The 20048-nt window shown below is 45.0% G+C and carries 21 protein-coding genes; 7 read left to right on the top strand and 14 right to left on the bottom strand.

Annotated elements, in window-relative coordinates; all coding sequences use genetic code 11:
- Positions 1–20: 20 nt before the first annotated feature.
- The 14 genes from tolB to aspS all read right to left on the bottom strand — a co-directional run bounded on the left by tolB (position 21) and on the right by aspS (position 13062).
- Positions 21–1373, bottom strand: a complete 1353-nt coding sequence (gene tolB / locus R7F07_RS08975) for a Tol-Pal system beta propeller repeat protein TolB (protein WP_005387925.1) — start codon at positions 1371–1373, stop codon at positions 21–23.
- Between the two features lie 12 nt (positions 1374–1385).
- A complete protein-coding gene (gene tolA, locus R7F07_RS08970) occupies positions 1386–2453 on the bottom strand; it encodes a cell envelope integrity protein TolA (RefSeq protein ID WP_054575111.1) in 1068 nt (355 codons plus the stop codon).
- 13 nt (positions 2454–2466) lie between these two features.
- Positions 2467–2910 carry an ExbD/TolR family protein gene (locus R7F07_RS08965; RefSeq protein WP_005378298.1) on the bottom strand — a complete coding sequence of 148 codons (444 nt, stop codon included), beginning with the start codon at positions 2908–2910 and terminating at the stop codon, positions 2467–2469.
- A 3-nt stretch (positions 2911–2913) separates the two neighbouring features.
- A complete protein-coding gene (tolQ, locus tag R7F07_RS08960; RefSeq protein ID WP_005378301.1) occupies positions 2914–3612 on the bottom strand; it encodes a protein TolQ in 699 nt (232 codons plus the stop codon).
- Complete coding sequence (ybgC, locus tag R7F07_RS08955) at positions 3602–4021, bottom strand: tol-pal system-associated acyl-CoA thioesterase (protein ID WP_318110484.1); 420 nt, start codon at positions 4019–4021, stop codon at positions 3602–3604. The genes tolQ and ybgC overlap by 11 nt, the downstream gene beginning before the upstream one ends.
- 172 nt (positions 4022–4193) lie before the next feature.
- A complete protein-coding gene (ybgE, locus tag R7F07_RS08950; protein WP_033905055.1) occupies positions 4194–4496 on the bottom strand; it encodes a cyd operon protein YbgE in 303 nt (100 codons plus the stop codon).
- The gene (gene cydX, locus R7F07_RS08945) at positions 4489–4596 is read right to left on the bottom strand and encodes a cytochrome bd-I oxidase subunit CydX (RefSeq protein ID WP_000270284.1); all 108 of its coding nucleotides are present in this window, start codon (positions 4594–4596) and stop codon (positions 4489–4491) included. The genes ybgE and cydX overlap by 8 nt, the downstream gene beginning before the upstream one ends.
- Before the next feature lie 12 nt (positions 4597–4608).
- Positions 4609–5745 (bottom strand): cytochrome d ubiquinol oxidase subunit II, encoded by a 1137-nt coding sequence (cydB, locus tag R7F07_RS08940; RefSeq protein WP_318110483.1) that lies wholly within the window; start codon positions 5743–5745, stop codon positions 4609–4611.
- A gap of 17 nt (positions 5746–5762) precedes the next feature.
- The gene (gene cydA / locus R7F07_RS08935) at positions 5763–7349 is read right to left on the bottom strand and encodes a cytochrome ubiquinol oxidase subunit I (protein WP_005378311.1); all 1587 of its coding nucleotides are present in this window, start codon (positions 7347–7349) and stop codon (positions 5763–5765) included.
- Positions 7350–7810: 461 nt separating this feature from the next.
- Positions 7811–8815: a Holliday junction branch migration DNA helicase RuvB gene (ruvB, locus tag R7F07_RS08930; protein WP_005378312.1), complete on the bottom strand. Its 1005-nt coding sequence runs from the start codon at positions 8813–8815 to the stop codon at positions 7811–7813.
- Between the two features lie 286 nt (positions 8816–9101).
- Positions 9102–9713, bottom strand: a complete 612-nt coding sequence (gene ruvA / locus R7F07_RS08925; protein ID WP_017820041.1) for a Holliday junction branch migration protein RuvA — start codon at positions 9711–9713, stop codon at positions 9102–9104.
- A gap of 67 nt (positions 9714–9780) precedes the next feature.
- Positions 9781–10302 carry a crossover junction endodeoxyribonuclease RuvC gene (ruvC, locus tag R7F07_RS08920; RefSeq protein ID WP_005387909.1) on the bottom strand — a complete coding sequence of 174 codons (522 nt, stop codon included), beginning with the start codon at positions 10300–10302 and terminating at the stop codon, positions 9781–9783.
- A 92-nt stretch (positions 10303–10394) separates the two neighbouring features.
- Positions 10395–11141, bottom strand: a complete 747-nt coding sequence (locus tag R7F07_RS08915; protein ID WP_005378402.1) for a YebC/PmpR family DNA-binding transcriptional regulator — start codon at positions 11139–11141, stop codon at positions 10395–10397.
- A 142-nt stretch (positions 11142–11283) separates the two neighbouring features.
- Entirely contained in the window at positions 11284–13062 is a 1779-nt protein-coding gene (gene aspS / locus R7F07_RS08910; protein WP_005378401.1) for an aspartate--tRNA ligase, read from the bottom strand.
- Positions 13063–13335: 273 nt separating this feature from the next.
- Between aspS and R7F07_RS08905 the strand changes: the two genes are divergently transcribed.
- The 7 genes from R7F07_RS08905 (at position 13336) to R7F07_RS08875 (ending at position 19978) form a co-directional block, all read left to right on the top strand.
- Positions 13336–14202 carry a DUF72 domain-containing protein gene (locus R7F07_RS08905; RefSeq protein WP_318110482.1) on the top strand — a complete coding sequence of 289 codons (867 nt, stop codon included), beginning with the start codon at positions 13336–13338 and terminating at the stop codon, positions 14200–14202.
- Positions 14203–14295: 93 nt separating this feature from the next.
- The gene (gene cmoA, locus R7F07_RS08900; protein ID WP_017635063.1) at positions 14296–15033 is read left to right on the top strand and encodes a carboxy-S-adenosyl-L-methionine synthase CmoA; all 738 of its coding nucleotides are present in this window, start codon (positions 14296–14298) and stop codon (positions 15031–15033) included.
- A gap of 81 nt (positions 15034–15114) precedes the next feature.
- A complete protein-coding gene (gene cmoB / locus R7F07_RS08895; protein WP_005387902.1) occupies positions 15115–16086 on the top strand; it encodes a tRNA 5-methoxyuridine(34)/uridine 5-oxyacetic acid(34) synthase CmoB in 972 nt (323 codons plus the stop codon).
- Positions 16087–16362: 276 nt separating this feature from the next.
- Positions 16363–17109, top strand: coding sequence for an ATP-dependent zinc protease (locus tag R7F07_RS08890; RefSeq protein ID WP_005378391.1), 747 nt, complete (start codon positions 16363–16365; stop codon positions 17107–17109).
- Between the two features lie 11 nt (positions 17110–17120).
- Complete coding sequence (locus tag R7F07_RS08885) at positions 17121–18626, top strand: inactive transglutaminase family protein (RefSeq protein WP_005378389.1); 1506 nt, start codon at positions 17121–17123, stop codon at positions 18624–18626.
- A 3-nt stretch (positions 18627–18629) separates the two neighbouring features.
- The gene (locus R7F07_RS08880; RefSeq protein ID WP_005378387.1) at positions 18630–19598 is read left to right on the top strand and encodes an alpha-L-glutamate ligase-like protein; all 969 of its coding nucleotides are present in this window, start codon (positions 18630–18632) and stop codon (positions 19596–19598) included.
- A gap of 227 nt (positions 19599–19825) precedes the next feature.
- Positions 19826–19978 carry a hypothetical protein gene (locus tag R7F07_RS08875; protein ID WP_005378381.1) on the top strand — a complete coding sequence of 51 codons (153 nt, stop codon included), beginning with the start codon at positions 19826–19828 and terminating at the stop codon, positions 19976–19978.
- The last annotated feature ends 70 nt before the right edge of the window (positions 19979–20048 follow it).

The raw sequence follows: 20048 nt of genomic DNA, 5'->3' as shown, positions 1-20048 counted from the left end.
TTTATTAATCAAACTTATTACTACAAAAACGGTGACCATGCAGGCGCTCGAACACGCCCATTTGTTGCCGGTAATCTAGCTTTGAATCGACCATCAATTGACACCATCGATAGTACGTTTTTCTTGTTGTAAATCGAGCTATACACAACCATGCCACCGTTTGGGGCAATACTAGGAGACTCATCAAGCAAGGTCTTAGTTAAGACTTGAAGAGCACCAGTTTCCAAATCTTGTTTCGCCAAATTAAATCCTGCGTTGCTGCGGTTCACCATAACTAGGAATCGCCCATCAGGAGTAATCTGACCACCCAAATTTTGGCTGCCTTGCCAAGTCAAACGGTCAATAGAACCGCTGCCCAAATTTACTTGATAAATCTGTGGTTTACCACCCCTATCCGATGTGAAAATCAACGATTTTCCATCCGGATGCCAGAACGGTTCCGTATTATTTGATCTGCCACGCGTAATTTGCGTCAGTTTACGAGTGTTAAGGTCAAACGTATAAACATGAAGCGAGCCTGTTTTAGAAAGAACAATCGCTAACTTATTGCCATCAGGCGAAAATCTTGGTGCACCATTGTGACGTGGGTATGAAGTAATTTTCTCACGTTCACCGGTGTAGATGTTCATTATGAAGATTTCTGCTTGGCCATTTTGGAAGCTAACATACGCAAGCTTTTTACCATCTGGTGACCACGCTGGTGACATTAATGGTTGCTTAGAGCGTAAAACCAGACGCTCATTGTAACCATCGTAATCAGCGACTCGAAGTTGGTAAGGGAAACGGTCTTTATCGTTCACTACCACATATGCGATACGAGTCATGAAAGCGCCACGGTCGCCAGTCAACTGCTCATACACCAAATCAGAGATACGGTGAGCGTACTCACGCATACGAGGCCCTTGAACAGTGGCTACTTTATTGAACAGCACATGATCTTTTGACAGAACCAATTCACCGTCACTACCAAGCGCCTTACTCTTCCCACCCGTTAACTGACCACGCACAATATCAACAAGTTGATAGTTGATAACGTAGTCACCTTGGTCGTTTTGCTTGATTGAACCAGTCAATAGCGCATCCACGCCTAAATTGGTCCAAGCATCAAAATTAACTTCTGATTCACTGAACGGTGTTTGTGGCATTTTGCTCGTTGGAACTGGGCTAAATTTACCACTACGTTGTAAATCCGAGGCGATAACAGCAGAAACATCCGTTGGAAGCGCTTGTGTGCCCTCCCACTTAAACGGAACAACAGCAATTGGTCGTGCTGAATCAATACCATCGGTAATGACCAACTCTAATGCGGCATTCGCCACATTTGTCATACTGCTAAACAGTACAAACATTCCTAGTAAAAGGCGTCTAATCACGTCTTATTCCTTTTAGTCCAAAGCAACAGTTATGTTGATGTCTTTTAGTCTTTCATTGACCGCTGATTCTGAAGATTTAGGGAACGTCCCTACCTGAGCTATTGCTCGCTTCGCCGCAGCACATACTCGAGCATCACCACTCAAAACGGTAACACCAGAGACCATCATATCAGTTCCTGTCGGAATCAATTTGATGTTTACCCTACACTCCTTTCCCAGCAAGTAGTCATCCTTAATCAGCTTTTGCTGAATATTTTGAGTATAGATGGATGACATACGAGAAAGTTCGTCGTCAATAAATTGATTGCGCGCAGCACTGTTTTTACTGACCTCATCCTCGAGACCCGCAAAAATATCATCTAACGCGGCTTCTTGAGCTTTACGCTCACGCTCGGCACGCTCAGCTGCTTCTCTCGCTTTACGCTCTCGCTCCGCTGCCTCTTTTGCCGCTTTCTCTTTTGCGATGCGCTCTTGTTCAGCTTTTTCAGCTGCTTCACGCTCACGACGTGCTTTTTCTTCCGCTTCTTTTGCTGCTTTTTCACGAGCTAAACGTTCTTGCTCAGCTTTTGCGATAGCCGCCTCTTTTGCTAAACGCTGCTGTTCAGCTTTACGCACGGCTTCTTCTTTTTCCTTGCGCTCTTTTTCTAGCTTAGCAGCTCGCTCTTTTTCTTTGCGAACACGTTCTTCTTCCTGCTTGCGCTCTTGCTCTTTTTTCTTACGCGCAGCTTCTGCTTCTCGTGCCGCTTGAGCATCTTTCGCTTGCTGCTCTTTCAACTTGCGAATTTGCTCTTCTTCAGCTTTGCGGTTTTTTTCTAGCTGCTCTGCTTCGCGTCTCAGTTTATCAAGACGCTCTTGTTCTTTTTTCGCTGCCTTTTCGCGTTGCTGGCGAATTTCTTTCGCTTGTTGCTGCACAAGTTTTGGATCGATGACAACAGCTTGAACCATTTGCCCTGTAGGCTCTGGTTTAGACATATTGAAGTCCGTCCCCCAAAGCAGGGCTGCAACTAGAATTGCATGCAAACCAACCGATATTGCTATCGGTTTGGTGTATTGGTTGGGTTTCTTCTTGTGATCTTTCATAGATAATTGATGTCTATTCCCTGATATCGGTCATTAGACCTACCTTAGGGATACCAGCTCGACTTAGTTCATCCAGCAATAGAACAACATCGGCATATGGTGTTGCCGCGTCGCCACCTACCGCAACTGGTGAATCCGGCTTAACCTCTCGCTCCGCTTTCACTCGCACAATAACATCTTGCAACGACAAACCTCGCTGAACTTCTTCATCATTGACGCTTAGGCCTAAATTACCCTCGCTATCAATTTCGATGATAATAAAGCTACTGTCAGTCTCGCCAGCAAGGTCTTGCATAGATTCTGCAGTCGATGTTTTCGGAAGATCAACGTCGACGCCTTGAGTCACAAATGGAGCGGTCGCCATAAAAATGATCAACAGTACGAGCATTACGTCGATATACGGAACAACGTTGATCTCCGCTGTCATTTTTCGCTTTTTAGGTTGATAACCCGCCATGCTTTATTCCTTATCCGCGCTGTCTCGGCCAGCCATCGCTTGACGATGAAGGATGCTGTGGAATTCTTCAGAAAATGTTGCGTAAGTGTGCTCTAGTTTACTCACTTTATTGCTTAGGCGGTTGTACGCCATTACTGCCGGAATAGCCGCAAATAGACCCATCGCTGTCGCGATAAGTGCCTCGGCGATACCCGGTGCAACCATAGACAACGTAGCTTGCTTTACTTCACCCAGCGCAATAAAGGCGTGCATGATGCCCCAAACGGTACCAAATAGGCCGATATAAGGGCTTATAGAACCGACTGTTGCCAAAAACGGTAAGCTTGTTTCTAGCTCATCAACTTCACGAGAAACAGCAACGCGCATTGCGCGGCCAGTGCCTTCCATGATGTAAGCTGGTGAATTTGCGTTGCTCTTACGTAGGCGAGCAAACTCTGTAAAACCTGCGTAGAAGATTTCTTCTGTGCCTTCAATTTCGTCTTTACGCGCTTTTACTTTTTGGTAAAGCTGAGAAAGATCAGTACCCGACCAAAATTTGTCTTCAAACTGCTCTGCATTTTTTGACGCTTGAGAAAGCACTTTGCTGCGCTTGATGATCATTGCCCATGACACAATTGACATGCCAAGCAACGTCAGCATCACAAGCTTTACCAACAGACTGGCCTGAAGAAAGAGATCTAAAATGGAAATATCAGCAGTCACTATTTGTTAGCTCCGAATTTATAAAGGTTGGAATAGCTATTGGTTTCATTTTCTTATTATCGATACATGCTACCTTAACCGAGGCCTTGCACAATATCTTGCCTTGATCATTGACCAACTCTTGACAGAATTGCAGAGAAGCACGTTTTATTTCTGACACTCGGGTTACGACTGTCAGATGCTCGTCCAGCCTAGCCCCTTGGTTGAAATCGATATCCATGTGTCGGACAACAAAGCCGATATTTTGTTCCAGTAACACATGTTGAGAAATGCCTTTAGCACGTAACATCTCTGTCCGTGCGCGCTCAAAGAATTTTAGATAATTAGAATGATATACAACACCGCCCGCATCAGTGTCTTCATAGTACACGGTGATCAGCCAGTGAAAGAGATTTGATGTGCCTTGCAAGGGAGTACCAATATATTCAATTCTTTAAAGTAATTACTATAACTGAAGCGACAGCAATTGGTACCGAGCTAAGGAAATATTTTTGAAATTTGTAGAAAAAATAAAAGCTAGGCGAGATACCTAGCTTTTATTCGATGATTTAGTAACCGACTTTATTACAGCATATTTCAGCCTAAATGAAATAAAGTGCCGTTAGATAAATTAAGATAGCTAACGAGAAATAAGGACTAAACAAAACTTGCCAGTACCAGTTTCTTGGCTTGAAGCCCACCCCATACACCATGCTTGAACATACAGACCAAATCAGTGCTGGTGCGATGATTGAGTTAAAACCACCAATTGCTTGATGGTAAGCTTCAGGGTCCCACATCACCAATCCTATGTGCATAAAGCCAAGGATGAGAGATAAGACTCGTAGCAGAGTCTTATCCATTGGTGCGTGAAGTTTCGCTACCTTATCAGCGAGGTTACTCACTGTCTTTATCCATCATTTCTGAGTGCTCTAGCCAAAGAGCGTTGATGATACCGAATGCACAAGCAAGTAGTACACCTAGAATCCATGCGAAATACCACATAGTAAATGCTCCTTAGTAAAGTGAGTTTTTGTTGTCTTCAATGTACTGGTCATCAAGGCGACCAAACATCTTGTAGTAAGTCCAAGATGTGTAGCCAAGGATGATTGGCACCATAACAAACGCAACGCCTGTCATTAGGTTCAGAGTCAGCTCAGATGACGTTGCATCCCAAATTGTTAAGCTGTGGCTTGGCATTAAGTCTGAAGGCATGATGAATGGGAACATCGCAAAACCTGCAGTAAAGATAACACCAGCAACACCCAAGCTTGAAGTAATGAACGAAATCGCACATTTTTCAAGACGAGATGCCAATACAGCGAGAAGCGGCATTGCAACACCTAGTACAGGAGCAGCCCGTAGTAATGGGTAGTTTTCAAAATTCTTCATCCACGCACCAGCTTCACGGATAACCTCTTTGTTTAGAGGGTTAGAAGCTGCGTTAGTGTCGATACCGCCAACAATGACGTAGCCATCGATATTTTGGATCCAGAAACCAGCCGCTACAAACGCAGCAACCGTCAGTAAACCAGCCAACTGAGCAACGTTGCGCGCACGCACATGCACTTCGCCTGTTGTTTTCATTTGTAGCCAAGTAGAACCTTGCATCAAAATCATGAACAAGCTTACTAGACCACACAACAGTGCAAATGGGTTTAGTAGACCAAAGAATGAGCCATGGTATGTTGGCATCAAGAACTCACTCAATTGGAATGGTACACCTTGTAGAAGGTTGCCAAACGCTACACCAAAGATGATTGGCGGAACAAAACCACTGATTGAGATACAGATATCCCAGCTATTGCGCCATTTTGGATCTTCGATTTTAGAGCGGTAGTCTAGGCCAAGAGGACGAAGCCATAGCGCTGCTAGTGTCAAAATCATCGCTAAGTAGAAGCCTGAAAATGACGTTGCGTAAACCAAAGGCCAAGCTGCGAACAGTGCACCACCAGCAGTGATAAGCCAAACTTGGTTACCATCCCAGTGAGGAGCAATTGAGTTAATCATGACACGGCGTTGCGTGTCGTTTTTACCGATGATAGGTACAAGCGCGCCTACACCCATATCGAAGCCGTCTGTTACTGCAAAACCAACTAGTAGAACACCGATTAGTACCCACCAGATGAGTCGCAAGATTTCGTAATCAAACATCTTGTTATCTCCTTACCTTACGCTTCTACTTGGCGACTAACTTTGTCTTCAACAGAGTCAGCATTTTGCTCGAAGTGGTAGCGACCCGTTTTCAGGCTACTTGGGCCTTTACGAGCGAATTTCAACATTAGGTAAACTTCTGCAATCAGGAATACCGTGTATAGCGCCAGAATTGCGAAGAGTGAAGTCCAGATTTCACCTGCAGTTAGCGCAGAAGCTGCAACATGCACTGGTAGAATTTCACCTACAGCCCAAGGCTGACGGCCGTACTCAGCGACGAACCAACCCGCTTCAATTGCAATCCAAGGTAGTGGAATGCTAAATAGTGCAGCTTTTAGAATCCATTGTTTCTGTTCAATCTTCTGACGACACGTTTGGATAAACGCCGCACCAAAGACAAACAACATGATGAAGCCACAAGCAACCATGATACGGAATGACCAGAATAGCGGCCATACTGTTGGGATTGAGTCGTCCGCAGCAGCTTGGATTTGCTCTTCTGTTGCATCAACAACATTGTCTGTGTAGCGTTTTAGAAGTAGACCGTAACCTAGGTCACCTTTCACTTCATCAAACGCAGTCATGTTTTCTTCTGACTTGTCGCCCGCACGAAGCTTCTCTAGAAGTTCATAAGCGTACATGCCGTCACGAATACGATCGACGTGTTCATCACGTAAATCACGAAGACCTGTTACTTGCTCATCAAAAGAGCGTGTCGCGATAATACCCATTACGTAAGGGATCTTAATTGCGTAATCGGTATGCATCGTTTCCTGGTTAGGAACACCAAATAACGTAAATGCGGCAGGTGCAGGTTCAGTGTGCCACTCTGCTTCAATTGCAGCGAGTTTCACTTTTTGAACTTCACCAAGCTCGTAGCCAGATTCGTCACCAAGAACGATGGTAGATAAGATAGCTGCAATACCGAAAGAAGCAGCAATAGCAAACGAACGACGAGCAAACGCAATGTCACGACCTTTTAATAGGTAGTATGAACTGATGCCTAGAATAAACATTGCGCCACAAGTGTAACCAGAAGCAACCGTATGCACGAACTTAACCTGAGCAACTGGGTTTAGTACAACCTCAGAGAAGCTCACCATTTCCATTCGCATGGTTTCGAAGTTGAAATCTGCGCCTACTGGGTTTTGCATCCAGCCGTTTGCGATAAGAATCCAAAGAGCAGAGAAGTTAGAGCCTAGTGCCACAAGCCAGGTAACCGCTAAGTGTTGGCGTTTAGATAGACGATCCCACCCGAAGAAGAATAGACCAACAAAAGTTGACTCCAGGAAGAATGCGACAAGTGCTTCGATCGCTAGCGGTGCACCGAAGATATCACCTACATAGTGGGAGTAGTAAGACCAGTTCGTACCAAACTGGAACTCCATGGTAAGGCCTGTCGCCACACCAAGTGCAAAGTTAATACCGAATAGCTTACCCCAGAACTTGGTCATGTCCTTATAGATTTGCTTGTTCGTCATTACGTACATCGATTCCATAATGGCCAGAAGGAAGGCCATACCAAGGGTCAATGGTACGAATAGGAAGTGATACATCGCTGTCAGTGCAAACTGCAACCGCGATAGATCAACTACGTCAATCATGGTAACTCCTATGTGTCGGCTGAATGACACTCTCTACATATTGCAATCCATATTCAGGTGTTATTTACACTTGAAAAATGTTGAATTATCACAACTCATTGTTGCAAAAATGTGCTTCATTGGTTAGTTAATTGTTAAGCATCAGCTAATATAGCTGGGGCTAATATTACTTGTAAAAACAGATTGTTTCAAAAGGTTTATAGCCGTAACGCGCTTTGATATACATCAATGTTTATGCGCGGAATTTGCACAAAAATCCATCACATTGATCTAGATCAACCAGTATTGGATACGGATGTTAAGAGAGAGTAATCAGGAGAGAAATTAACCAGTTGCAAGCAAACATCGAGTTAACAATCAATGCTTTTTACTTACTAAACCAGTATGAGAAAAAATTCAAAAAATGTGAGTTTGGTCAACTTTAATGAAGCGCTGGGCAACAAAGGCCCAGCGAGGGAATCTTATTTTTCAATTCCGAAATGCAAATACGCACGATCTGTCGCGATTCTTCCACGCGGAGTGCGTTGTAAATAACCTTGCTGAATAAGATAAGGTTCAAGAACGTCTTCAATAGTGTCCTTTTCTTCACCTATCGCCGCTGCCATGTTGTCGAGCCCGACCGGACCACCACCAAATTTTTCCATAATCGCGAGTAGTAGCTTACGGTCCATGTAATCGAAGCCTTCGGCGTCCACATCAAGCATATTCAACGCCTTATCGGCAACATCGGCACAAATGTGACCATTGCCTTTTACTTCCGCATAATCACGAACACGGCGTAGCAAACGGTTAGCAATACGTGGTGTGCCACGCGCACGTCTTGCCACTTCCAATGCACCTTCAGGTTCCATTGATAAACCTAAACAATCCGCGCTTCGCTGCACGATATCTTGGAGGTCTTTTATCTTATAAAACTCAAGGCGCTGAGTAATACCAAAGCGGTCGCGCAATGGTGACGTCAAAGAGCCCGCTCGGGTCGTCGCACCAATTAACGTAAACGGTGGTAAATCGATCTTAATAGAACGAGCGGCCGGACCTTCACCGATCATAATATCCAGTTGATAATCTTCCATCGCCGGATATAGCACCTCTTCAACCATCGGGCTCAAGCGGTGAATCTCATCGATGAACAACACATCGTTTTCTTCGAGGTTGGTTAACAGCGCGGCCAAATCGCCTGCTTTCTCAAGTACAGGGCCTGAAGTAGTGCGAATGTTCACTTCCATTTCATTGGCAACGATGTTCGCAAGTGTGGTTTTACCCAAACCTGGGGGACCAAAAATCAAAAGGTGATCAAGTGCTTCGCTACGTAACTGAGCAGCTTTAATGAAGATCTCCATTTGGTCACGGACATGGTCCTGACCTTGGTAATCCGCTAATTTTTTTGGCCGAATAGCACGATCAATGACATCTTCATCACGAAAGGCAGGGTTTTCTGGCGCGATTAAACGATCGGCTTCAATCATCTTTTTACCTTGAAAAATGGTTACCTGAGAGAATAATGCCGCTCGTTTAACAGCAAGTGGCATATTTCTATATCTCGTCATCCTGTACAGCGACGAAGGAGCGTGATACAGGATCTTCTATCCGAGCGATTTATGGTCAAATTGTTTCATTAACCGCTCAGCGTGCTGCTATTAGATTCCCAGTCTCGCCAGGCTCGCTGGAATGACACAAAAAACATCGTTAAGCGATTGGCATTAACCTTAGAGAATGAGTTATCTTGAACAAATGTTCACTGTGCAACCAGCGTTACACCATTGATTTTAGAGCTTCACGGATCATTTGCTCACTGCTCATGTCCGGTTTAGCGATCTGAGATACCACTTTCGACGCTTGAGTCGGCTTGTAACCTAGAGCTAGAAGCGCACTGATTGCTTCTTCTTCCGCGTTGTTGGATGTCGCACTAGAATCCGCAGGAGCAGCATCCGTAAATGGTGTAAATAGATCGCCAGCGCCCCACCCTTTCAAGCGGTCTTTCATTTCAACAACCAATCTCTCTGCGGTTTTCTTGCCAACGCCTGGAAGCTTAACCAGCGTAGAAACGTCTTCATGTTCCACACAAGTAACAAATTGCGTTGCTGTCATACCAGAGAGAATACCAAGACCGAGTTTAGGACCAACGCCATTGGCTTTGATCACTTCACGGAAAAGTGCTCGTTCTTTTACCGTGTTGAAACCGTATAGCAATTGCGCATCTTCACGGACAACAAAGTGAGTATAAATAATGGCTTCTTCGCCAACATTTGGCAGTTCGTAAAAACAGCTCATTGGCATCTGGACTTCATAGCCAATGCCATTAACTTCAATTAATACTTCAGGTGGTTGCTTTTCAATCAGTATGCCACGAAGACGTCCAATCACTATAAATACTCTTTGGAAATGAATTTGCGACAGGATAATAAAGAACTGGATAGACATCCAGTTAATTTTAACGGTAGCGCCCTTTTCTGGCACTGGTTGCTTTGCCCGCTAACGCAACGAGAGTCTTGTTAGTATTGGCATGACAAATCGCCACACCTAAAGCATCGGCTGCATCCGCTTGAGGCTTGGCGGGCAATTTAAGCATCTGCTGAACCATATGCTGAACTTGCGCTTTGTCCGCGCCACCAGTGCCGACGACAGCTTGCTTAATAAGACGAGCCGCGTATTCAAATACCGGCAACTCCGCATTCACCGCAGCAACAATTGCACTGCCACGAGCTTGGCCAAGTTTTAGCGCTGAATCCGCGTTTTTGGCCATAAACACTTGCTCGATCGCGAAAACGTCCGGTTGAAACTGGGTAATGATTTCCGTGACGCCTGCATAAATCTGTTTAAGCCGACCCGGAAGTTCTTTTTCTGAAGTACGAATGCAGCCACTACCAAGGTATTGCAAGTGGCGTCCATTTTGACGAATGACCCCATAGCCGGTAATGCGCGAACCTGGGTCAATGCCCAAAATAATTGACATGAATGTTCCTAAAAATGAGGCCTAATTCGGCCTCAGTCTTTTTATTATTACTTGCTAACTTCGGAGCAAATACCGCTCCCGACACCTTGAGTTTAATCTAGCGTAGCCGCAACGTCGTCAGAGATATCACCATTGTGATAAACCTCTTGAACGTCGTCCAGATCTTCCAAAGCGTCAATCAAACGAAGTAGTTTTGGCGCAGTATCCGCGTCCAAATCTGCTTTCGTAGATGGGATCAGCGACACCTCCGCGTTCTCTGCCTCAAAACCTGCGGCATCAAGGGCATCTTTTACGAGTCCAAAGTCGCCTGGGGCCGTGTAGACATCAATCGAGCCATCTTCTGCCGTTTCAATGTCATCAGCACCACTTTCTAATGCCACTTCCATTACCGCATCCTCATCTAAACCTGGGCCATATGAAATCACGCCTTTCTTGTCGAAAAGATAGTTGACGCTACCATCCGTCCCCAGATTACCGCCTGACTTTGAGAATGCATGGCGTACGCCAGATACCGTACGATTTCGGTTATCCGTCATACATTCAACCATGACCGCCGTACCACCTGGACCATAACCTTCATAGATCACGGTTTCCATGTTGTCGTCGCCTTCACCACCAGCACCTCGGCTGACAGCGCGGTTGACAGTGTCACGTGTCATGTTGTTAGACAGTGCTTTATCAATTGCTGCTCGCAAACGTGGGTTATTTTCTGGCTCACCGCCCCCCTCTTTTGCCGCAACAACGATTTCACGGATTAATTTAGTAAAAATTTTGCCGCGCTTCGCATCTTGCGCTGCTTTACGGTGACGAATATTCGCCCATTTACTATGACCAGCCATAATTCACCTTTTAATGTATTTTGACGCTTAATAACAAAACATGTTCTAAAAGCGTTGCTTGGGAAATTGCTTTGGAAGTTTCTTGGGTTTATTTAAACAAAAACTCCCGCAGTTGCGGGAGTTTTCTTCAAATGTTGTGCGCTTATTCTGCGTCTTTTTCTTTCGCTGCAGTTACTGCGATTGCTAGCTCTTCTAGCGCTGCTGGGTTCGCAATACTTGGTGCGTCTGTTAGTAGACACGCCGCTGCTGTTGTTTTAGGGAACGCGATAACATCACGGATGTTCTCTGTACCACATAGCAGCATTACTAGACGGTCTAGACCAAATGCAAGACCAGCATGTGGAGGCGTACCGAATTTCAGCGCATCAAGCAGGAAGCCGAACTTAAGCTGTTGCTCTTCAGGTGTGATGCCTAGAATATCAAATACGGCTTCTTGCATATCTGCGTTGTGGATACGAACAGAGCCGCCGCCCACTTCGTAGCCATTTAGAACCATATCGTAAGCGTTAGAATTTGCCGCAGCTGGGTTTGCTTTTAGCTCTTCTGCAGTCACACCTAGAGGCGATGTGAATGGGTGGTGCATCGCGTGTAGGTTGCCTTCGTCATCTTCTTCGAACATTGGGAAGTCAACAACCCATAGTGGAGCCCATGCAGACTCATCCGTTAGCTCTAGGTCTTTACCTAGTTTCAAACGTAGCGCACCCATTGCTTCTGCAACGATGCCCGCTTTATCAGCGCCAAATAGGATAATGTCACCAGATTCCGCTTGAGTACGATCTAGAATGCCGTTGATCACGTCTTCATTTAGGAACTTAGCGACTGGAGATTGGATACCTTCCATGCCCGCTGCACGGTCGTTAACCTTCATCCAAGCTAGACCTTTCGCACCGTAGATGCCAACGAATTCACCGTAGCCATCAATTTGCTTACGAGTCAGAGAAGCACCACCTGGAACGCGAATAACGGCAACGCGGCCTTTTTCGTCGTTTGCTGGACCTGAGAATACTTTGAACTCAACGTCTTTCACTAGGTCAGCAACGTCTACTAGTTCCAGTGGGTTACGTAGGTCTGGCTTGTCAGAACCGAAACGACGAATCGCTTCGCTGAACGGCATTACTGGGAATTCACCTAGGTCAACGTTTAGTAGCTCTTGCCACATTTCACGAACCATTTTCTCAGTCGTTGCACGAACTTGGTCAGCCGTCATGAATGACGTTTCGATATCGATCTGAGTGAATTCTGGTTGACGGTCAGCACGCAAGTCTTCATCACGGAAACACTTAACGATTTGGTAGTAACGGTCAAAACCAGACATCATTAGAAGTTGTTTGAATAGCTGTGGAGACTGAGGAAGCGCGTAGAAGCTGCCTTTGTGAACACGGCTAGGTACTAGGTAGTCACGAGCGCCTTCTGGAGTCGCTTTTGTTAGGACTGGTGTTTCGATGTCTAGGAAACCGTTGTCATCTAGGAAACGACGAACAAAGCTAGACGCTTTAGCTCGTAGCTTGATGCGGTCGCTCATTTCTGGACGACGTAGATCTAGGTAACGGTACTTCAGGCGCTGCTCTTCAGAGTTCTTTTGGTTGAAGTCTAGAGGCAGAACATCAGAACGGTTGATGATTTCAAGACCTTTCGCAAGGATCTCAACTTCACCTGTTGCCATGTCTTTGTTTGCTTGGCTCTCTGGGCGAACGCGCACTTCACCCGTTAGTTTGATACAGAATTCATTACGAAGTGTGTTCGCCACTTCATACGCATCCGCCATATCTGGATCAACAACTACCTGAACGATACCTTCGCGATCTCGCATATCAATAAAAATAAGACCGCCTAAATCACGACGACGGTTAACCCAGCCGCAAAGTTCTACAGTTTGTCCTGCAAGGGACTTGTTCAGGTGACCACAGTAATGGGTACGCATAATGAAATTCCCAATCTCTCAAATGTTGTTAACTACGCTCTGTCAGCCTCATTGCTAAGCAGAGTAAAGATTCAGTTATACGCTGAATGTCCACGAAAATCGACTACTCAACATACAATTACGTGTGTTTTATCATTCACTGGTGCTTTTTAGTACAACAAATGTTCAAAAGCGCACCAAAGCGAAAAAATTGGGGAGGATTATAGCGTGAAATTACCTATTTCAGCAAAACTCTCGTAAAGTATTCACACGAGTAGCAAGCAGTAAAGAATAATGGATAACTTACCTCTTCGACTTGGATTGACGATGTGGTCGCACAATCAATGGCAACAAAGTTTTTACGGCAGCGGGACAAAGCCCGCTGAACGTTTAGAAAGGTATGCGCAAGTGTTTCATACCGTGGAAGGCAACACGACATTTTATGCCACACCGACGCTCAATACAGTGCAAAACTGGAGAGCCGCAACCCACGATGATTTTCGCTTTACTTTCAAACTTCCTAAAGCCATTACTCATGAGCAAATGCTAAGAGGTTGCAGCGAACAACTGAGAGACTTCATGAAAGTCATGGAGCCTTTGCATGACCGTGTAGGCCAATGGACAATTCAATTACCAGCCGCATTTGGTCCTGAGCACCTTTATCGACTGAAAAAGTTCTGTGCGAGCTTTCCACCTAACTTCCCTCTCGGTGTTGAGGTTCGCCATATGGCATTTTTCTCCAAAGGCGAAGAAGAGCGAGCACTTAACCAATGGTTAGTAGAGAATAATATTGACCGCATTATTATGGATAGCCGCCCAGTCTTTGCCGCTAAGCCCGACAATGAGGCGATTATTGATGCACAAATGAAAAAACCACGAGTCCCTGTTCACGCCATTGCTACCGCTTCACATCCTTTGATTCGCTTTATTGGTCATCCAGAAGAACAACAAAATTACGAGTTTTTTAAACCATGGCTCAACAAGTTGCCACAATGGATTGCCGAAGGTAAACAGCCATATGTCATGATCCATACCGCAGACAATATAATTGCGCCAGAGTTGGCCGCAAACCTATATAAAGACATACAAAAACGTATCACGCTCCCTGAGTTAGCGCCTTTCCCAGCTGACGATGGCAACTCGCAGTTACAGATGTTCTAACGCAACACATGACAGAGGCGCGAAATTCCCATAAAATACGCGCCTTTTTTGGTGCCTGACATTTTCAGGCGGCTTGTATGCAGAGACTTAGTTATGAACCCTAAGAGCAATCCAGATACTATTTTTTCGGCTCCAATCGATAAAATTGGGGATTTCACGTTCGATGAACGCGTAGCGGAAGTATTTCCTGACATGATTCAACGATCGGTACCGGGTTACAGCAATATCATTTCTGCAATCGGTATGCTGGCAGAGCGTTTTGTAAAACCTCACTCAAACATCTATGACCTTGGCTGTTCTTTGGGTGCTGCAACATTGTCTATGCGTCGCCATATCAAACAAGAAGGTTGCCAAATCATCGCAGTGGACAACTCTCCTGCGATGGTTGAGCGTTGTAAACTTCACGTCAACGCTTACCGCAGTGACACTCCTGTGGATGTAGTAGAAGCAGACATTCGCAATATCGAAATTGAAAACGCGTCAGTGGTGGTGTTGAACTTCACTTTGCAATTCCTCTCTCCAGAAGATCGTTACTCCTTGCTCGAGAAAATTTACGCAGGCCTGCGTCCAGGCGGCATTTTGATTCTATCGGAGAAGTTCGTCTTCGAAGATGAAGTTTCGAACGAACTGTTAATTGACCTTCACCACGACTTTAAACGTGCGAATGGTTATAGCGAACTAGAAATCAGCCAAAAGCGTAGCGCGATAGAAAACGTAATGCGCCCAGATTCAAAGAAAGAACATAAAGAGCGTTTCGCTAAAATTGGCTTTTCTAGCTACGACGTTTGGTTCCAATGCTTTAACTTCGGCTCCATGTTCGCGATTAAATAGACCATGCATACCAAGCCTGAACCATACCGATTTCGGCTTTCGTTAATAATTTATACCCATCAACTCAGCGATTGACTAACTATGTTTAACTTTGCAAATTTCTACCAATTGATTGCCCAAGACACTCGTCTTCAACCTTGGCTTAATGTGCTTCCGCAACAGCTAACGGATTGGCAAAATGCAGAGCACGGTGACTTTGGTCGCTGGTTGAAAGCCCTGAACAAAATCCCAGCGGGTAGACCGGACAACATCGACATTGTTGATTCTGTCACGATTTCAAACAATGAGCCGATGCCTCAAGGGGAACTTAAAAAGCTAGAAAGCTTACTTCGTACATTCCATCCTTGGCGGAAAGGCCCATACCACGTACACGGCATCCATATTGATACTGAGTGGCGCAGTGATTGGAAATGGGACCGCGTGCTTCCGCATATTTCACCATTAAAGAATCGCAGCGTACTCGATGTAGGTTGTGGTAACGGCTACCACATGTGGCGCATGCTAGGCGAAGGTGCACGCTTAACTGTCGGTATCGATCCATCTCACCTGTTCCTGATTCAGTTCGAAGCAATTCGTAAACTAATGGGCGATGACCAACGTGCGCACCTATTGCCATTGGGCATTGAACAGCTACCTAAGTTAGAAGCGTTCGATACGGTATTCAGCATGGGCGTGCTTTACCATCGCCGCTCGCCTCTCGATCATTTAGTGCAACTAAAAGATCAATTGGTATCTGGAGGTGAACTCGTATTGGAAACACTCGTGATTGAAGGTGATGAGAATGCAGTACTGGTCCCGACTTCTCGTTACGCGCAAATGCGTAATGTCTATTTCTTCCCTTCAGCAAAAGCCCTAAAAGTGTGGCTAGAATTGGTCGGTTTTGAAGATGTTCGTATCGTTGATGAAAACATCACATCCGTAGATGAACAACGTACCACAGATTGGATGACGCATAACTCTCTACCTGACTACTTAGATCCGAACGACCCAAGCAAAACTGTAGAAGGCTACCCTGCCCCTCGCCGCGCGGTTCTTGTCGCTCGCAAATCATAATTCGCTGAGATTCCTGACATTGTCTTAACTCATTTTACGAGTTAAGACATTACCCTCTTTCCTCGTAATGAGCGAGTTTGTTTTTTGAATCCATTTTTCACGTCAAAATATAAGCACGCTCTAAATAAGGATGCGCTTTTGTATCCTTGATTTTTGGCTTTTCATCACTATTCCTCAAACAATAAGTAATAGAGAAACATTCTTACTTGTGAGGCTTTATCGATATAAGCTAAACTCCTAAAAAATAAACAACTTAATCCAATCCCAAGGTTTTCAATGTTATTACGATTGACCCCGATTGTTGCCATCGCCTTACTATCTGGATGCTCACTAACCAAAGGCGAACAGTACCACCAAGAAACGTTAGCGGCGATTCAAAATTCAGAAGCGAATGTCAATAATCGCATTACCAACCTAGAGCTACAGCTCAGCAACCAATCGGACTATATCGACAGCCTTGAAGAACAAGTCGATAAACTACAGGTTGAACTTCTTACATTTCGCGATGAAGCAATGGCAGAAGTAAAAAAACCGAAAGAACCGATTATTGTCCAATCTCCCGCTCCTGTGGAACCAACCCCAACTCACGATATTGTCCTTGGCTCTATCGAAAAGGTCACTGTAGAGTCGATTAAGCAAACTTTTGATGCACGTATCGACACTGGTGCCGCGACGTCGTCTTTAAATGCCGTTGATATTGAAGAGTTCGAAAGAAATGGCAAAAAATGGGTCCGATTCCACTTAGCAGACACCAGTAAATCCGAAGAAGAGAAAAGTACTTGGATCGAAGCTCCTGTCATTCGCTACGTCAAAATCCGCCAGGTTACCAGTGAAGAGTTAGAACGCCGCGCTGTGGTAGAACTTTGGGTGCGCGTTGGAAAAATTCATGAAAAAGCGCAATTTACGTTGGCAGATCGCTCACATATGAACCATCCTATTTTACTGGGTAGAGAATTTATGCGCGACATAGCACTTGTCGATGTAAGTCGTACCTATATCCAAACGGACGAAGATAAAAAATAATAAGGTAGATTATGACGTCAAAAATACCGTTTTACCTTTCTATCATCTTATTGGTGATTGCGGGCATTGCTCTGAGCGTTTTCAGACATGAAAACTACGGCGTGCCTTGGACGCCAGGCGAAACTCGCCAGGTATGGGATGTAGAAGCTCGTATTGAGTTCAATGCTAACGGCAACGAAGTAAAAGCGTCACTTGCAGCGCCTCATACACAAAGTGGTTACACACTTATCGGTGAATCTGCTTCCTCATCAGGTTATGGCGTTTCCTACATCAATGACGATTCAGGCCGTCGTGCAGAATGGTCAATTCGCCAAGCTCAAGGGCCACAAACCATATACTACAAAGCCCAGTTCTTAGTAGACCCTCAGGCTAAAGTCACTCCTTTACCGCCAACGGAAGACATTACGCCACCAACGCTATCAGCACCACAAGCAGCAGCGGCAAATGCCCTTATCGAACGTGCGATGAGTCGCTCAGCCGATAATGTGACGTTTACTCGTGAGCTTATCAAAGCGCTTAATGACCCAGATAGCCAAAACTCGTCGCTACTACTGAACGATTTCAGCCGTACTGATGCACTGCATAATATTTTGCTTACCGCAGGTATACAGAGCAAAACCGTCGGTGTTATCGAACTAGAAGATGGTCGTCGACGCCAAACAATTCAACCAATGGTTCAGGTTTGGTCAGGTAAAGATTGGGTACTGTTTTCACCAAAATCCGAACAAAAAGCAGTGAAACCCAACTTGTTAGTGTGGGATGAATCAAACGTATCCTTACTTGACCTTGTTGGTGGTAAAAATAGCCAAGTGCATTTCTCGATGATTAAGCAAGAAATGACACCACAACAAGCTACAAACAACAAAATAGAAGCAGATGGATTACTGAATATTTCAATTCATAGCTTACCTTTGGAAGAGCAAGCGATGTTCAAAACCATCATGCTCATCCCTATTGGTGCTCTGATCGTTGTGTTCTTGCGTGTGATTATCGGCCTGAAAACATCCGGTACCTTCATGCCTGTGTTGATTGCCGTTGCTTTTGTTCAAACTCAACTATTAACGGGTATTGTCGGTTTCTTGCTAATTGTAGGTACAGGCCTGATTATTCGAAGCTATTTGTCTAGGTTGAACTTATTGCTGGTAGCAAGGATATCTGCGGTCATTATTACCGTTATTATGATCATCTCGGTGTTCACCGTTGTTGCGTTTAAAATGGGCTTAACAGAAGGCCTAACAATTACCTTCTTCCCTATGATCATCTTGTCTTGGACGATTGAACGTATGTCAATCCTATGGGAAGAAGAAGGTGCGAAGGAAGTTGCTCTGCAAGGTGGTGGTTCATTGCTGACAGCGGTATTAGTTTACCTTGCAATGACGAACTCATACATTCAACACTTAACCTTTAACTTCATTGGTCTACAGTTGATTGTTCTGGCCGGTATTCTATTACTAGGTACTTACACAGGTTACCGCCTCACTGAGCTACGACGCTTCAAACCACTAGCGGAGGACTAAACGATGTTCGAAAGTTTTACTTCGCCGTCTAAGCTTCGCCATAAAGGCATTATGGGGATGAACAAGCGTAACCACAGCTATATTGGCCGTTACAATGATCGTTCTAAATACCCACTTGTCGATGACAAGCTAAAGACCAAAATTATTGCACAGGCAGCAGGAGCAACAGTTCCTGCCCTGATCGGTGTCATTCATAACCAAGCTGAAGTTAAGACTATCCACAAAATGGTTGAGAACTGGCCTGGTTTTGTGATCAAACCTGCACAAGGTAGTGGCGGTAAAGGCATTCTGGTTGTTACGTCTCACAAAAACGGGGTATATACCAAACCCTCCGGCTCTACAATTGGTAGGGATGAGGTCGAGCGTCACATTAGTAATGCGCTTGCTGGCCTTTTCTCTCTTGGTGGTAAAAATGACGTTGCTGTGGTTGAAAACTTAATCAAGTTTGATGACTGTTTTGATGGCTTCAGTTATGAAGGCGTACCAGATGTTCGGATCATCGTATTTAAAGGTTATCCAGTTATGGCGATGATGCGCTGTTCTACAGCGGCTTCCGACGGCAAAGCAAACCTTCACCAAGGTGCCGTAGGAGTAGGCATTGACATCGCGACAGGTAAAGCCGTCAGAGCGGTGCAGTTCGATCATCCAGTTACTCATCACCCTGATACAGGTAAAGACCTTTCGACCCTTCAAGTACCGCATTGGGAGCGCTTGCTGGAGCTTGCGTCAAGTGCCTGGGAAATGACAGGTTTGGGATACATGGGTACGGATATGGTGCTGGATAAAGATGAAGGACCTATGGTTTTAGAGCTTAACGCTCGCCCTGGTCTGGCAATCCAAATAGCTAATGGTGCAGGCTTACTTCCTCGTTTGAAACACATAGAGAGCCTTGGCACACCTGCTGAGTATCCAAAACCGATTGAACGCGTCGCTTACGCAGCAGAGCAGTTCGGTGTGAAGCCGTTGTTCTAACCCTCCGACCTAATGTTCGTTATTACTCGCCAGTAATTGTCATGATTACTGGCGTTTTTGTTCCCGCATCCAAAAACCTTGCACTTGCTCTCCTTATTAAACACACCCTTCTCATATATAAGTTGAATCAATGATCGAGCTAACAAAATCAACATAGATCGTTTCTTTTCTACTTTGCCTTTTGAGTATGATGAGAGCTCCCCTTACTCAACTTGAGAGGTTGGGAAATGCTAATAAAAGAAACAAATAATGATGAACCAGAGCTTGAAGAACAAGAGAGCTTAGACCAACACCTACAACGCTTGTCTGAGCTTTCTGTCCAAGCACTTGAAGAGCTTGCTGAAATGATCGAAGTCAGGGACGATATTCCAGAGGAATAAACGTCGCTTCCTCATTAAGTTCCGTTAATAAGCCGAGACTGCCATCCTACAGTCTCGGCTTATCTTATGT

The sequence above is a fragment of the Vibrio sp. YT-16 genome (assembly GCF_033337405.1).
Lineage (GTDB): Bacteria > Pseudomonadota > Gammaproteobacteria > Enterobacterales > Vibrionaceae > Vibrio > Vibrio alginolyticus.
This window is presented reverse-complemented; position numbering and strand designations above follow the sequence as displayed.

Bases quoted from the DNA above. Each gene is read 5' to 3' on its own strand.
- tolA (WP_054575111.1), bottom strand. From the start codon at position 2,453: ATGAAAGATCACAAGAAGAAACCCAACCAATACACCAAACCGATAGCA.
- R7F07_RS08965 (WP_005378298.1), bottom strand. From the start codon at position 2,910: ATGGCGGGTTATCAACCTAAAAAGCGAAAAATGACAGCGGAGATCAAC.
- cydX (WP_000270284.1), bottom strand. From the start codon at position 4,596: ATGTGGTATTTCGCATGGATTCTAGGTGTACTACTTGCTTGTGCATTC.
- cydB (WP_318110483.1), bottom strand. From the start codon at position 5,745: ATGTTTGATTACGAAATCTTGCGACTCATCTGGTGGGTACTAATCGGT.
- cydA (WP_005378311.1), bottom strand. From the start codon at position 7,349: ATGATTGACGTAGTTGATCTATCGCGGTTGCAGTTTGCACTGACAGCG.
- ruvB (WP_005378312.1), bottom strand. From the start codon at position 8,815: ATGATTGAAGCCGATCGTTTAATCGCGCCAGAAAACCCTGCCTTTCGT.
- ruvC (WP_005387909.1), bottom strand. From the start codon at position 10,302: ATGTCAATTATTTTGGGCATTGACCCAGGTTCGCGCATTACCGGCTAT.
- R7F07_RS08915 (WP_005378402.1), bottom strand. From the start codon at position 11,141: ATGGCTGGTCATAGTAAATGGGCGAATATTCGTCACCGTAAAGCAGCG.
- aspS (WP_005378401.1), bottom strand. From the start codon at position 13,062: ATGCGTACCCATTACTGTGGTCACCTGAACAAGTCCCTTGCAGGACAA.
- R7F07_RS08905 (WP_318110482.1), top strand. From the start codon at position 13,336: ATGGATAACTTACCTCTTCGACTTGGATTGACGATGTGGTCGCACAAT.
- cmoA (WP_017635063.1), top strand. From the start codon at position 14,296: ATGAACCCTAAGAGCAATCCAGATACTATTTTTTCGGCTCCAATCGAT.
- cmoB (WP_005387902.1), top strand. From the start codon at position 15,115: ATGTTTAACTTTGCAAATTTCTACCAATTGATTGCCCAAGACACTCGT.
- R7F07_RS08890 (WP_005378391.1), top strand. From the start codon at position 16,363: ATGTTATTACGATTGACCCCGATTGTTGCCATCGCCTTACTATCTGGA.
- R7F07_RS08885 (WP_005378389.1), top strand. From the start codon at position 17,121: ATGACGTCAAAAATACCGTTTTACCTTTCTATCATCTTATTGGTGATT.
- R7F07_RS08880 (WP_005378387.1), top strand. From the start codon at position 18,630: ATGTTCGAAAGTTTTACTTCGCCGTCTAAGCTTCGCCATAAAGGCATT.
- R7F07_RS08875 (WP_005378381.1), top strand. From the start codon at position 19,826: ATGCTAATAAAAGAAACAAATAATGATGAACCAGAGCTTGAAGAACAA.